This is a genomic window from Catenulispora sp. GAS73 (genome assembly GCF_041262085.1).
In the GTDB taxonomy this organism is placed as follows: Bacteria; Actinomycetota; Actinomycetes; order Streptomycetales; family Catenulisporaceae; genus Catenulispora.
On record NZ_JBGCCM010000005.1, the window covers coordinates 324,799 to 339,273 of the forward strand.

The 14,475-nt window shown below is 70.1% G+C and carries 11 protein-coding genes; 2 read left to right on the plus strand and 9 right to left on the minus strand.

Annotation, left to right across the window (positions count from 1 at the left end; translation table 11 throughout):
- Positions 1 to 54: 54 nt before the first annotated feature.
- The gene (locus ABH935_RS10045) at positions 55 to 432 is read right to left on the minus strand and encodes a YciI family protein (protein WP_370377539.1); all 378 of its coding nucleotides are present in this window, start codon (positions 430 to 432) and stop codon (positions 55 to 57) included.
- Positions 433 to 520: 88 nt separating this feature from the next.
- The gene (locus ABH935_RS10050) at positions 521 to 2,050 is read right to left on the minus strand and encodes a multicopper oxidase family protein (RefSeq protein WP_370377540.1); all 1,530 of its coding nucleotides are present in this window, start codon (positions 2,048 to 2,050) and stop codon (positions 521 to 523) included.
- A 308-nt stretch (positions 2,051 to 2,358) separates the two neighbouring features.
- Between ABH935_RS10050 and ABH935_RS10055 the strand changes: the two genes are divergently transcribed.
- A complete protein-coding gene (locus ABH935_RS10055; protein WP_370377541.1) occupies positions 2,359 to 3,027 on the plus strand; it encodes a GntR family transcriptional regulator in 669 nt (222 codons plus the stop codon).
- A 9-nt stretch (positions 3,028 to 3,036) separates the two neighbouring features.
- Here ABH935_RS10055 and ABH935_RS10060 read toward each other — a convergent pair whose 3' ends face one another.
- The 5 genes from ABH935_RS10060 to ABH935_RS10080 form a co-directional block, all read right to left on the minus strand.
- A complete protein-coding gene (locus tag ABH935_RS10060) occupies positions 3,037 to 3,921 on the minus strand; it encodes an intradiol ring-cleavage dioxygenase (RefSeq protein WP_370377542.1) in 885 nt (294 codons plus the stop codon).
- Entirely contained in the window at positions 3,918 to 4,523 is a 606-nt protein-coding gene (locus ABH935_RS10065; RefSeq protein WP_370377620.1) for a 3-oxoacid CoA-transferase subunit B, read from the minus strand. Before ABH935_RS10065 ends, ABH935_RS10060 begins: the two co-directional genes overlap by 4 nt.
- Before the next feature lie 176 nt (positions 4,524 to 4,699).
- A complete protein-coding gene (locus ABH935_RS10070) occupies positions 4,700 to 5,101 on the minus strand; it encodes a hypothetical protein (RefSeq protein WP_370377543.1) in 402 nt (133 codons plus the stop codon).
- Between the two features lie 42 nt (positions 5,102 to 5,143).
- Entirely contained in the window at positions 5,144 to 5,809 is a 666-nt protein-coding gene (locus ABH935_RS10075) for a 3-oxoacid CoA-transferase subunit A (RefSeq protein ID WP_370377544.1), read from the minus strand.
- Positions 5,810 to 5,818: 9 nt separating this feature from the next.
- Entirely contained in the window at positions 5,819 to 8,608 is a 2,790-nt protein-coding gene (locus tag ABH935_RS10080; protein WP_370377545.1) for a discoidin domain-containing protein, read from the minus strand.
- Positions 8,609 to 8,779: 171 nt separating this feature from the next.
- On the opposite strand from ABH935_RS10080, the gene ABH935_RS10085 reads away from it, so the two are divergent.
- Positions 8,780 to 10,054, plus strand: coding sequence for an MFS transporter (locus ABH935_RS10085; RefSeq protein WP_370377546.1), 1,275 nt, complete (start codon positions 8,780 to 8,782; stop codon positions 10,052 to 10,054).
- Positions 10,055 to 10,123: 69 nt separating this feature from the next.
- Here the strand turns inward: ABH935_RS10085 and ABH935_RS10090 are convergent, their stop codons facing one another.
- Both ABH935_RS10090 and ABH935_RS10095 read right to left on the minus strand, forming a co-directional pair.
- Entirely contained in the window at positions 10,124 to 12,907 is a 2,784-nt protein-coding gene (locus ABH935_RS10090; RefSeq protein WP_370377547.1) for a bifunctional YncE family protein/alkaline phosphatase family protein, read from the minus strand.
- 502 nt (positions 12,908 to 13,409) lie between these two features.
- On the minus strand, positions 13,410 to 14,474 hold the full coding sequence (locus ABH935_RS10095; protein WP_370377548.1) for a cobalamin-independent methionine synthase II family protein: 1,065 nt from the start codon (positions 14,472 to 14,474) through the stop codon (positions 13,410 to 13,412).
- Position 14,475: the final 1 nt, after the last annotated feature.

Below are 14,475 nucleotides of genomic sequence, written 5' to 3' on the forward strand. Positions count from 1 at the left end.
TCACCGCATATCGTCCGTTGGGGTGCCGAAATCGGGCATCTCCGGCCGTGCGATTCAGTCCTCGGCGTCGGGCCCCGCACCGAACGCGTCGTGCAGGACCGGCCAGACCTCGACCCCGCTGTCGGCCGCCCAGGGCATCTCCCCCGCGATCTCGCGGGCCCGCTCGGCCGACGCTACGTCCAGGAGGTACAGGCTGCAGACGAACTCCTTGGCCTCCAGGTACGGTCCGTCGGTGGTGAACGGAGTGCCGTCCTTGGTCCGCACCAGCGAGGCCTCGCTCTCGCCGCCGAGGCCGTAGGCCCCGAGCAGCTCGCCGGTGCCGTGGTAGCGCTTGTTCCAGGCGTCCTGCTTGGCGCGTTCCTTCTCCAGGATCTCCTCCGGGATCGAAGCCCACTTCTCCTCGTTGCCGTAGATCAGGAGCAGGTACTTCATGACAGCCCTCGGCCTCCTCGCTTTACGCACCTTACGAGAGGCCACTCTACGAGATCCACGGCCGGACGCACGGAATCCACGCCGACGCCTAAGCCGTGATGTCCATCCGCGCCATCATCCCGGTGAACGAAGCGTGCTCCAGCAGATGGCAGTGGAAGACGTACTTCCCCGGGTAGTCCGAGAACGTCGCCTGCAACCGTACTGTCCCGTTCGCCGGGATCGGCACCGTGTCCTTGAGCCCCTGCATCGACGGCCCCGGAGGCACGCCGTTGATGTCCAGGACCCGGAACTGCACCAGGTGGATGTGGAAGTTGTGCTCCCAGCCGGAGATGTCCGTGACCTGCCAGATCTCCGTCGTGCCGACCGGGATCGAGGCCATGACCACGTTCGGGTCGAAGACCTTGCCGTTGATGTAGAAGTAGTTGGTGTCCGCCGACAGTGAGAGCGTGATGTCGCGCGTGTTGGTGGGGTGCTTCAGCACCGGGAGCGTGGCCAGGCTGGCCGGCAGGGCCGCCTTGCGGGACTCCGGCGGGCAGGTCTCGGTGACGTCGAAGCGCAGGATCTGCCCCAGCGCCGAATCTTGCAGGTACAGCTGGGTCCCCATCGGGTAGTCGGAGAAGTCGACGAGCACTTCCCCGCGCTCGGCCGAGCTCAGCGCCAGCTGCGGCGCCACCGAGGGGGCCGGCAGCAGGCCGCCGTCGCCGGCGATCTGCGCCAGCGGCGTGCCGTCGCTCAGCGAGAGTGTCAGGGTCCGGTGGTTGGAGCCGTTGATGAGGCGGAAGCGGTACTGCCGCTGCCCGACCGGGAAGTACGGCCGCGCTTTGCCGTTGGCCAGCAGCGCCGTCCAGGTTAGCGTCGGGTCGTAGTAGAGCGTGTGGTCCACGTCCAGGTAGGCGTCGCGCAGGAAGATCGGGACGTCGTAACGTCCGCTGGGCAGGTCCAGCACGTCCTCGGCCGGGTCGTGCAGGATGTAGACGCCGTGCAGGCCGTTGTAGACGTTGACCGCCTCCATCATGTGGAGGTGGTCGTGGTACCACAGCGTCGCGCCGCGCTGCAGGTTCGGGTACGTGTACGTGCGCGAGGCCCCGGCGGCGAGCTCGTCGGTCGGGAAGCCGTCGCTGGGCGAGGGCACGTGCCCGCCGTGCAGGTGCACCACGACACCGGCGGTCAGGTTGTTGGTGTAGGTGACGGCGACCTTCCGCCCGCGCTGGGCCCGGATCAGCGGGCCGATGAAGGCCCCGCCGTAGCTGGTGATGGCGGTCGGCTTGCCGGGCGCGAGCTGCACGTAGCTGTTCTCGATGCTAGTGGCGTAGTGGTCGGTGTCAGCCGTCGAGGACACCGGGACGGCGTCCACCAGGCGCGGCATCGCGTCGACGAACGGCGTCAGCACCGCCGGGGGCGGCGCCACGGCGCCGGCGGCCGGCAGACCGGGCATGCCCGCCATGCCCTTCATGCCCGGCATCAGCTCGCCGGAGCCCTCCCCCACCCCGGCGGCCGCGGGGACGACCAACCCCGTCGCGACCCCAGGCGCCCCGGAGCCCTCGCCCACCACCAACAGGCCCGCGCCGGCCGACGTGCTCGCGGCGGCGGCGATCTTCAGTACGTTGCGTCTTCTCAAAGCCCGAACTTCCTCACCGCACCAGGCGAACAACCCGTCTCGCCGACTAACGCATGACACTGCGATGCAACTGGGATTCGGGGTTCGCCGGCATCTCCCAGATTGCGCTCCCGAGTCGGCGATCGACCGACGAACACGCCGAACGGCCCCTGCTACGCCGCGACCGGATCAGCGTGGAAGGATTGCCGGTCGTACTGCGAGGCGAAGCCGATGATCTCCCGCTCTTGACCTGGATCCCCGCGCCATCTACGCTTCCCTGATATCTCATATCTGAGATCTGAGAATCCTCGGCCCGCCAGGAGCCCCCCATGCCGGAAGCGCTGTTCGGAACCGCCGGATCCAGCCCCGGCGCGCTCCCGTCCCGCACCGAGGCCGTGCTGGAGGCGATCAAGCACGCGATCCTGACCGGGGAGCTCAAGCCCGGCCGGGCGCTGGTCGAGACCGACCTGGCCGCCGAGCTCGGGGTGTCCAAGACGCCGGTGCGCGAGGCGCTCAAGACGCTGGCCGGGACCGGGCTGGTGACGATGAGCCCTTACAAGGGCGCCACGGTCCGCGAGATCGACCGGGCCCACGCGCGCTCCATCTACGACATGCGCCTGTTGCTGGAGCCGACCGCCGCCGGACGCAGTGTCGCCGGACGCACCGACTGGTCGGCGGCGCGCGCCGCCCTGGAGGCGGCCGACCGGGCCGGCGACGCCGCGGAGCGCTCGCTGGCCAACCGCGCGTTCCACCGCGAGATGTACCTCGGCTGCGGTAACCCGCTGCTGGTCCGGGCGCTGGACGACCTGCGCGACCAGACCGCGCTGGTGTCGGCCGCGGCGTGGGCGCGGCGGGCGTCGTGGGAGCACGAGGCGGCCGAGCACCGGGCGATCCTGACCGCCGCCATGCGGGGTGACACCGAGGAGGTCAGGAACCTGATGCGGAGTCATATCAGTTCCTTCGTGGCGCGGACGTTCCCGGAGGACGACGAGGGCTGAGGGAGGTGGTCAGTCGGCGTCCTCGGGCACCAGCACCAGGTCGTAGGCCATGCTCGTCCAGGCCCCCGCGCGCCGGGATCCGTCCGGCGCCTCGCCGCCCTCGTGGTGACCGGCCTCGACCACCAGGCTGTCCTTCACTCCGAACACCGCGTCAGAGCCCAGATACGGGTCGCCGGCGACGAAGATGTGGGTGATCAGCGTCCGGTAACCCGGCGCGGTGACCATGAAGTGCAGGTGCGCCGGACGCATCGGGCTGCGGCCGGCGGCCGTGAGCAGGTCGCCGACGGGGCCGTCGTGCGGGATCGGGTAGGGCGTCGGCAGGACGGTCCAGAAGCGGAAGCCGCCGTCGGGCGCCGTGTGCAGCCGTCCGCGTCCGGCCGAGCGCTCGCCGGGGTACTGGACGTCGTAGAAGCCGTCCTCGTCGGCGCCCCAGACGTCCACGCGCACGTCGCCCAGCGGCGTGCCGTCGGTGGCGAGTACGTGCCCTGACACGTAGCACGGCGTCCCGGCGGCGCCGCGTGCCAGGTCCCCGCCGAGCGGGACCTCGGGCGCGCCGTCGACGAAGAAGGGGCCGAAGACCGTCGCCTCGGTCGCGCCGGGCGTCTTCGGCTCGTTGATCGCGACAGTCAGCATGGACAGCCCGAGGACGTCGGACAGCAGGATGAACTCCTGGCGCCGGTCGTCGGTGATGTGCCCGGCGCGGGTGAGGAAGTCGATCGCCGCCTCCCACTCCCCCTGGCCGAGCCGGACCTCGCGGGCGAAGCCGTGCAGATGGCGCACCAGAGCCTGCAGGATCTCCAGGAGCCGCGGGTCGGCGGTGCCGGCGAAGCTGGCGAGCACCTCGTCGGTCACGGCCTGTTCCCGGTCGGCGCCGACCGGTCCTTCAGCACTCATCTGAGCGGTACCTCCAGGAGATTCGCCAGGTCGTCGATGGTGAGGCCGAAGGTCTCGCGGACGAGGACGCCCTCCGGCGTGAGGTCGAAGATCGCGTGGTCGGTGTAGACCCGGTCGACGCATCCCAGGCCGGTCAACGGATACGTGCACCGCGGCACCAGCTTGGGCTCCCCGGCCTTGGTGAACAGCGTCATCATGACGAACACCCGGCGCGCGCCGATCGCCAGATCCATCGCCCCGCCGACGGCCGGGATCGCGTCCGGCTCGCCGGTGTGCCAGTTGGCGAGGTCGCCCGCCGCCGAGACCTGGAACCCGCCGAGGACGCAGAAGTCGAGATGGCCGCCGCGCATCATCGCGAACGAGTCGGCGTGGTGGAAGTACGACGCCCCGGGCAGCTCGGTCACCGGCGCCTTCCCGGCGTTGGTGAGGTCGGGGTCCACATCGGCGCCATGAGCCGCCGGGCCCATGTTGAGCATGCCATTCTCGGTGTGCAGCACGACGCCGGAGTCGGCGGCAAGGTGGTCGGCGACGAGGGTCGGCAGGCCGATGCCGAGGTTGACGAACGCGCCGGCCGGGATGTCGCGCGCGACCAGGGCCGCCATCTCGTGTTTGGAGAGCGGGCCGGGATGCGCGCTCGGGCCGGGGCGTTCGGTGGCGGAGCGCGAGCCGGCACCGGCACCGGCACCGGCACGCTCGACATCCGCGGCACGACGCGCGGCACCCACGTTCCGCCGGTCAGCATCCGCGGCCCAGCGCTCGGAACCCGCGGCGGGACGGCTCACGTCTGCGCCACCGCGATCAAGCCCGCTCGCGCTGCCGCGACCAGAATCAGCGCCGCGACGCGCAGCACCGGCGGCACCAGCACCGGCTTCAGCACCAGCTCCGACTCCGGCACCGGCACCGGCTCCAGCACCGGCTCCGACTCCGACTCCGACTCCGACTCCGGCACCAGCTCCGGCATCAGCACCGGCTCCAGCTCCAGCTCCAGCACCAGTACCAGTACCGACTCCGGCACCAGCTCCCGCTCCAGCTCCAGCTCCGGCACCGGCACCGGCACCGGCATCAGCACCGGCATCAGCTCCAGTACCGGCTCCGGCTCCGGCTCCGGCATCAGCACCAGCTCCGGCACTAGCTCCGGCTCCGGCATCAGAACCGGCGCCCGCACCAGACCGTCCGGCATCCGCACCGGTCCCGCGAGCCTCCCCGGCGGCGTCCTCCGCGCTCACCGCTCGGCCTCCATCAGCACCCGGTCCACATAAATGCTCGGCGTCACCACGGCCTCGGGGTCCAGCGCCCCGACCTCGACCAGCTCGCGCACCTGCGCCACCACCAGCGTCGCCGCGGTCGCCATCACCGGCCCGAAGTTGCGCGCGGTTTTGCGGTACACCAGGTTGCCCATCCGGTCGGCGCGGTGCGCGCTGATCAGCGCGACGTCGCCGTGGATCGGGTATTCGAGCACGTAGGCGCGCCCGTCGATGACGCGCGTCTCCTTGCCCTCGGCCAGCGGCGTGCCCACGCCGGTCGGGCAGAAGAACGCGCCGATCCCGGCCCCGGCGGCCCGCATCCGCTCGGCCAGTGTTCCCTGCGGCACCAGCTCCAGCTCGACCAGCCCCGCGCGGTACAGCTCGTCGAACACGTACGAGTCCGACTGGCGCGGGAACGAGCAGACCACCTTCCGCACCCGCCGCTTCGCCAGCAGCGCGGCGAGGCCGGTGTCGCCGTTGCCGGCGTTGTTCGAGACGATCGTCAGGTCCTTCGCGCCCTGCCGAATCAGGGCGTCGACCAGCGCGACCGGCATCCCGGCCAGGCCGAAACCGCCGACGAGGACGGTGGACCCGTCGGCGATCCCGGCAACCGCTCGGTCGGGGTCGGCGTGGATTTCGGTCACGCACTCACCCTAGCTCGCGTACACCCCCACCTCCGAGAGCTGCCCCGCAGGCCAGCCGGTGTTCGCCGTGAACGTCAGCTTCACGTATCGCACGTTCGCCGCCCCGAACGTCACACTCGCCGTGTTCCCGCTGTTCGGATCGAACGTGTAGCCCTGCGAGGGCACCAGCGTCGTGTAGTTCGTCCCGTCCGTACTGCCCTGGATCAGGATCGTCTGCGTCCGCGCACCCCACGCCGAGGACGGCGGCAGGTTCAGCACCACCCGTCCCACGCTGTGCGCCGAGCCCAGATCGACCTGCAACCACTGCGGGAAGGCGTTGTTCGTGCTCTCCCAGTACGTCGAGGTGTTCCCGTCCACCGCGTTCGACGGCACGTAGTTCTGGTTGGAACCGCTCGCCGTGGCCGGCTGGTTCAGCGCCAGGTTCGGGTTCGGCGGAGGGTTCCCGCCGCCGGACGCCGCCAGCGCGAGGTAGTTGGCGTTCCACCCGCCGGTGTCCTCGTTCAGCGTCAGCACCTGCTTCCCGGCCGGCAGCGTCACGTTCGCCGTCACCGTCGTCCAGTTCTGCCAGCCGCCGGTCGCCGGGATGTTCACCGCGCCGGAGAGGTTGGTGCCGGAGGCGTCCGACAGGTGCAGGGCCCCGGTGACCGCGGACGGCGCCGCCACCCGGAGACTCACCGTGTACGTCCCGGCGCTCGCCACGTTCACCGTGTACCGGAACCACTGCCCGCCGGAGGTCCACCCGAGGTCGTAACCCCCGCCGGTGTCCGACGTCGTCTCCAGGTCCACGCCGTCGGAGCGGTACGCGTTGCCGCTGCCGTTGGTCGAGGTCACGTGGTACGCGACGCCCTCCCCGCCGGTGTCGTAGTTCTCAGCCTGCACCGTGCCCGGGACCGCGGCCGGCGTGCCGCCGTACGGCCCTTCCGGCGTCCCGCCGCCGCCCTGCCAGCTGTTGCCGCTGACCGTCGCGGTGAAGCCGCTGGAGTTGTTGATGTACGGCTGCGAACCGCTGCCGAGCCCGGTGACCGTGTTGCCGGTGATCGACGCCGAGCCGCTGGGCGCCGGGTAGAAGGGCGGCTGGATCACGATGCCGTTGCGCGACGGCGAGGTGATCGTGTTGTTGGCGAAGGTGCTGTTCGTGGACTGCGAGAACCCGACTCCGTCGTACAGCGAGTTGGTGATCGTGTTCCCGGTGGCGTTGACGCTGTCCACGACGCCGGTGTTCTGGCCGTCACCGCCGTTGCCGATGTGGAACGCCGGCTGGCCCTGGTTGTAGGCGTCGCCGCCGGAGCGCACGACCACGTTGCCGGACACGGTCGCGCCGTGCAGGTCGCTGCCGTTGACCCCGAACCGCCCGGCGCCCAGGCCGATGTAGCGGGCCGTGTCGCTGATGTAGTTGTTCTGCACGTGGTGCCCGGATCCGCCGTAGATCCCGATCCCCTTGCCGCCCCACGGCGCGATCAGCGTGTTGTTCGTCAGCGTCACGTTCGACATCGCGGTGTACGTCGTCGACCCGTTGTACGCGACCGAGTTGATCGCCATCGCGTCGTCGCCGGTGCCGCGCACGAAGTTGTTCGTCGCGGTCAGGTTGTTCCCGACGGTGCCGGTCAGCGAGACGTTGTTCAGGTTGATGCCGTCGGCCCACTCGCTGGTGACCCGGCTGTTCCTGACGGTGCCGCCGGTCCCGGACGCCCAGAACCCTGATTCGGTGTGCTGGTTCCACATCCCGTCGGCGACCCAGTTCGTGCCGGTGGTGTCCATCGCGCCGCCGTCGCCGCCGGCCGTGCCGCGGCTGGTGGCGTCGGAGTCGATGTGGAAGTTCTGCACGGTGCACGACGTCACCGAGAACACCGCCGCCAGCGGCTGGCTGTTGGGCAGCGGGACGTCACGGTAGATCGTGCTGTACCACATGCCGGCGCCGGCGATCGTGATCCCGGTGGCCTGCAGGCCGGTCGTGCCCTTGAGGTAGAACGTGCCCTGCGGGATCCACAGGGTCTTGTTCTGCGACTGCGCCTGGTTGATGCAGTTCTGGATGGCCGCGGTGCTGTCCTGGGCCGCGGAATCGGCGCTGCCGTTGGTCGGGGCGTTGTCCGCCACCGCGCCGCAGTCGGTGATGGAGATCGAGTTCGCCGGCTGCGCGATCGGCGCCGGCGGGTTCTCGGTGTCCACGACGTCCACGTTGTAGGACGAGGCGCTGTTCGCGGAATCCTTCACCACCGAGAAGGTGCTGCCGGGAGCGATCGCGGCGCCGGTGACGAAGCTGTGCGACTCGTCCCAGAAGACGCGCGGGTCGCCGTCGGCCGGGTTCTTGTCGTCGCTGTTGTTGTAGTTCGTGCCCTCGTAGATGTAGGTCTGCTTGGAGTTGACGTTCAACGCCTGCCGGAAGACGCCGTTGACGTAGAGGTCGAGCGTGGACGTGATGCCGCCGCCGGACGGCGCGTCGGGGATGTTGACGCGCACGTTCAGGAAGCTGATCGGCGCTCCCGTCGTGTTCGTCCACTGCACCCCCTGCCCTGTGGAGGCCAGGTGCACGTACCCGTGCCCGGACGCCTCCAGCGCCGCACTGGAGTACTCCGTCGTCGGCGGCGCGGTCAGCGACACCGCCGAGGCCCCGCCGAGCAGCGTGCCGGTCTCGGCTTCCATGCTGGTGAAGCCCTGGCTCGCACCGACCGAGGCCGCGGTCCTGACGACGGCCGGGCCGGTGTCGTGGGGCGCCGCGAGTGCGGTCACCGGGGCCACCACGAGGGCGAGCGGGAGCAGGCGCGGCAGGAAGCCGCGCACGGTGGGGCGATGTGGTCTCATCGCAACTCCTCTCCATGCGTGGGTCACCGTATAGATTTCGCGCAGGTGTCGCAATACTCAGATGGAGTTGCGCAAAAAACTGATACAGAGTTTGCAAAGAAGGAATGTTGAGCCCGCGGCGCCGCAGAATCCGGTCGACCGGGCTCGCGGTGGCTGGCAGGATGCGAACCCGTGCCCCGACCAGCCCCCTGCGGCCCGTCCACCGGCCGGAGCCGGGATCGAGGTCCGCTTTTCGCGCTCCTGGCCGCGAACGTCGTCTCCGTCACCGGAAACGCGCTGACCGAGCTGGGCGTCCCGTGGTTCGTCCTGGTGACGACCGGCAGCGCGACCCGCGCCGGCATCGTCGCCTTCTGCACGATGGCACCGGTGGTCGCCTCGTCCGCACTGCTCGGACCGCTGGTCGACCGGTACGGCAGGCGCCGCGCCGCCGTGCTCTCCGATCTTTCCAGCGCAGCGTTCACCGTCACGATCCCACTCCTCCAGGCGGCCGGAGAGCTGCGGTTCTGGGCCCTGTGCCTACTCATGGGACTCGCAGGCTTCTGTCACGCACCCGGCGACACGGCTCGCTCCGCCCTCGTACCGGACCTGGCCGCACTCTCGACGACGCCACTCGGCCGGGCGGCAGGCCTCTACGACGGCGCCTCACGCTGCGCGAGCATGCTCGGCGCGGCGCTCGGCGGCGTGCTGATCACGTCGCTGGGCCCGAGCCGCGTCCTGTTCGTCGACGCCGGCACGTTCATCGTCTCGGCCGGAACCATAGCCCTGGGGCTGCGCGGCCTCACAGAAACCTGCGATACCGCGAGAACACGGATGTCTCCGAGCGCCTACCACGCCGACCTCGTCGAGGGGATCCGTATCGTCCTGCGCACGCCGCTCCTGGTCGGCATATGTGCCACCGCCCTGCTGGCACAAGGCCTCGACCAGGGATGGAGCACGGTTCTGCTGCCCGACGACGTGCGCACCAAGCTTGGCTCCGCCCTCGCGCTCGGACTGCTCGAAACCCTCTTCGGACTGTTCGCCTTCGTCGGCGCACTCCTCTACAGCGCCTACGGCGAACGCGTCAGGCGGCGGTGGCTCTACGCCGTGTCGTTCCTCATCGTCGGCGCGCCACGCTTCCTCGTCGCCGCCTCGACACACAGCCTGGCCCCGCTCGCAGTCATGATGGCCGTCGAGGGCTTGGCCTGCGGCTGCCTCAACCCGATCATCGGCGCCACGGTCTACGACACCGTTCCGCCACACCTGCGCAGCCGGGTTCTGGGCGCCATGACCTCGGCCGCACTGCTGGTCACCCCGCTCGGCGGGCTCGTCGCCGGCTACGCGGTCAGCGCTGCCGGGCTCGATAAGACGCTGCTGGCCGTCGCCGTGATCTATCTGCTCGTGACCCTCGTCCCCGCTGTCCACCCGGTGTGGCGCGCCATGGACCCGGCCCGCGAGCACCGACGCTGAAGGCGCCCGGCCGAACGAACCGGCCGAGCGCCCCTCAAGCGTCAAGCAACGTACTTGCCGAACGCCGGATCAGTTGTCCGCCGACCCGGGCAGGAACGCACCCGGAACGTCGTTCGGCGCCAGGATCTTGCTGTCCCCCGGGTACGCCTTCGTCCAGCCAGTGGTCTGGTAGAACGTGTACCGGTTCATCAGCACCGGGTTCGCGAAGTCCGGCATCGCGCCCGGACCGGTCAGGTGCTGCCGCGAGGCCCAGGACTTCCACTGCGCCGCGACCGCCGCCTGCGCGGCCGGGACGGCCGTCGCGGTGGTGTCGGCCTTGGCGACCGAGGACGTGGTCTGGCCGGCCGGCACGTTCGGGCCGCACGCCGGCTGCTGGGGCAGGCCCAGGGTCAGCGACGTCTGGTTCGGCACGGCGGTGTACGGCGCGAAGTTCGGCTTCGAGGTGAAGGCCGTGGTCATCGGGGTGGCCGCGGAGTCGAGCTGGTTCATCGGGTGGATGCCGAGGATCTGCTCGATGGTGCGGACCATCGTGATCTGCGAGTAGTAGTGGCTGTCCACCGCGGCGTGGTTGGCGTAGGGGCTGATGACCTCCACCGGCGCCCGGTGGCCGTCCACGTGGTCCAGGCCGGCCTGGGAGTCGTCCTCGACCACGAAGATGGCCGAGTCCTTCCAGTACGGGCTGTGCGAGATGGTGTCCACGATCTGGCCGACCGCCAGGTCGTTGTCGGCGACGCCGGCGGCCGGGGTCACCGGGCCGCCGGTGTGGTCGTTGGACAGCCACAGCATGTTCAGCGCGGCCGGGCCGTTCTTCTCGAAGTCCTGCTTCCAGACCTGGGTCTTGTACACGTCCGGCACGGTCAGGTCGAAGCGCGGGAAGCCCGGCACCGACACCGCGCTCAGCGACGGGATCGGCGAGACGGCGGTGATCGGGTACTGGCTCGGCGCGCCGGTGGCGGCCATCGTCTGCGCGTCGCAGTAGTAGTTCTGCCAGGACGCGCCGGCCGGCTGGATGTCCTGCGACTGGAACTCGCCGTAGTCCTTGACGCTCTTGCCCACGGCCTGGGCTCCGCTCCAGATGAAGCCCGACTCCTGGTGGCCCAGGACGTCGTCCTCGGTGTCGTAGCTGCGGGTGTACTCGCCGGCGGAGGACTCGGTGTACTCCGGGTCGTCCGCCTGCATCAGCCAGTTGTGGCCCTCGGCGGAGTTCGTGCCGGTGTCGTAGAAGTTGTCGTACAGGCCGAACTGCTGCGCCAGGGCGTGCTCGTTCGGGGTGACGGCCTCGCCGTACTGGGTCAGCGTCGAGTCGCCGTTGCCCTGGGGCAGGTCGCCGAAGACCTGGTCGTAGGTCCGGTTCTCCTTGACGATCAGGAACACGTGCTTGATCGTCGAGGGGTCGCCGATCTTCGCCGGGACCGGCACGGCGTGCTTGGCGGCGTCCTGCGCGGTCTGCGCGTCCTGGCCGTTGGCCGCGTACTTCACCGAGCCGGGGGTCCAGCCGTTGTACGAGAAGACCTTGCCGGTGTAGGCGCGGATCTGCTGGTCCGTCGGCAGCGTGAAGCGGGTCAGGCTGCCGGTGGTGTCGTGCGTGTTGTGGCCGGCCGCGACGTTCGGACGCAGCGCGTCGACACCGCGGGTGTTGGCGACCACGATCTGGTTGCCGACCGAGGCCACCTCGGCCGGGAAGTAGTCGGTCGGCAGCAGGCCCAGGTAGCTGGCCGGCTGCGCGGCGGAGGTGAAGTGGTACACCGCGACCGCGTTGGCCCGGCCCAGGCTGACCAGCAGGTGGCCGTCCGGGGTCAGGGCGATCGCGTCGGGCTCGTAGCCGACCGAGGCCTCGGGCCAGGGCTGGGTCGCGATCGTCTGGACGACCTTGTCCTTCTTGGCGTCGATCACCGAGACCGTGTTCGCGGTGGTGTTCGCCACGAAGACCGTGTCGCCGGAGGCGTACACGGCGGTCGGGTGGGTGCCCACGGCGATGCTGCCGACGGTCGCCGACGGGTTCGCGGTGTCGATCACGCTGACCGTGCCGGTGCTGGAGGCGCCGGTGGCCGGGTTCGCCGGGACCTGGGTGCCGTAGGAGTTGATCGTCGTGTCACCGGGCACGGCGGCGCGGCCGCCCTCGTTGCTGACGTAGAGCTTGCCGCCGACCAGCACCATGCCGCGCGGGGCGGTGCCGGTGGTCCAGCTCTGGGTGACGGCCCCGGTGGCGGCGTTGATCGCCACGACCCGGTTCTGGCCGTTGATCGCCGCGTACACGGTCGAGCTGTCGGCGGAGAAGACCGCCTTGGCCGACAGCGCCTGCTGCGAGCCGGAGGCCGGAATGGCCACGTCCACCGGGTTCGACAGGATGCCGCCGAAGCCGACCGTGAACTTGGTGTAGCCGTTGGCCCGGCCGATCCACAGCGACTTGCCGTCGGGCGAGTACGTCGGCGAGGCCTGGCCGACGTCGTTGCCGCTGATCGCCAGGTTGACGTTCGCCCCCTTGCCGATCACCTGCTCCACCTGGTAGCTGCGCAGGTCGATGATGACCAGGCTGCCGGTGCCGTCGGCGACGGTGGCGGCCACGTGCGTGCCGTCCGGGCTGACCGTGGCGCCCATGATCTTGCCCTGGTTCACCACCAGGCGGGTGCCGATCGGGTTGATGGTCTGGTCGCTGGCGATGACCTCGCCCTTGTTGGTGAGCTGGCCGACCTGCTCGTGGCCCAGCTGCCGGGTCGAGGCCGAGCCGACCCCGGCCCCGGTCACGACGAGTCCGACCGCCACGACCGCCACCTTGGACAGCCGGTGGCGCGTCACACCGGCGGAGCGCTCGAAGGCGCTCGCCTTCTGCACCTTGCGGCGCGTTACTTGCATCGAGGTATTCCTTCACTGGGTAGGACGCAGGTCGACGGAGCCGCCGATCTGCCACAGCGGGTTCGGAACATCGGCGAGGCCGAGGGAGCGGATTCATATGCCGCGATACCGGCGGGGACACCGCCGAGTGCCGTCACGGACCGACCCACTGAGGCCCCGAGAACTACGCTCACAGCGACGTGATCGAGGACCACGGCATCGCGGAAGGCCTCGGTGATCTCCAGGCCTCGTACCGCGACGGTGGTGTCCATGCGCTCCTCTTTCAGCCAGCGTTCAGGTGGCGCCGCAAGGGAACCTAGGCCCGGCGCGTGACGCTCAGCCTGGAAACGGCTGAATGGCTGAAGAACGGGAGAGGACCGGCACACTAAGAGTGCAGGTCTACGAGTACTGACTCAGCTACTGTGCGCTCCGAGCGCGGTTGACAAACAGACCAACACACAAGCGCGGGCCGAGGCCGTCTCGCGGACGGTCACCGCACATGTGGCCCGCGCCTGTCGCAGGGTCAGACTCCCAGCGCCTCCGCGGCCATCGCAGTACCCTCCACGCGCGCCCGGATCTTCGCGAATGCCAAATCCCGCGAGGTGGAGGTGTCGTCGGCGAACGGGGAGAACCCGCAGTCGTCGCAGGTCCCCAACCGGTCGACCGGGATGTGCCGGGCCGCGGCCAGCACCCGGTCGCGCACCTGCTCCGGCGTCTCGACGCTGGGGTCGATGGGATCGGTCACGCCCACGAACACCCGCACCCCGGGCCGCATCTGCTCGGCGGCGATGCTCAGCACCCGCTCGGGATCCGCCTCGCTGGCCAGCTGGAGATAGAAGGTGCCCGCGCGCAGCTGGAACAGGTCCGGCAGCAGGCCGGCGTAGTCGACGTCCAGGCTGTGCGTGGAGTCCTGGTCGCCGCCGGGGCAGGTGTGCACGCCGATCCGCGCGCGCTCGGCATCGGTGAAGCGGTCCAGCACTTGGTTGTTGAGGTCGATGAACTGCTTGAGCACACCCCCGCTGGGGTCGAGCTTGAGCGAGAGCCGGCCCTCGGTGAAGTCCAGCTGCACCACGTGCGCCCCGGCGTCCAGGCAGCCGCGGATATCGGCCTCGGCCTGGTCGACGAGGTCGGAGATGAACTGCGCCTGCGGATACCCCTGGATCCCGGCCGGCGGGTAGAGCAGGCTCAGCGCGGACGCGGCGATCACGGCCTGCTTGACGGGCTTGGTCGCGTGCCGCTGGGCGGCGCGCAGGTAGGTCTCCGCATTGGTCTGGTAGCGGAACGGCCCTGCGGTCAGCGTCGGCAGCTGCCGCTGGTGGCCGTCGGCGAACGGGATCACCACCCCGTCCGGGTCCAGCGTCTTCAGACCGGCGAGCGGGTAGGTGGCGAAACTCGGCTTGGCCTGCTCGCCGTCGGTGACCACCGGGGAGCCCAGCTCTTCGAGCCGGCGGACGGTCTCGGCGACGGCCCGGTCCTGCAGCTCGGCCAGGGCCGAGTCCGGCAGCGCGCCTTGGGCGTGGGAGGTCAGGGCACTCAGGAGCTCCGGGGAGCGCGGGATGCTGCCGATCGGTTCGGTAGGAATCGTCACA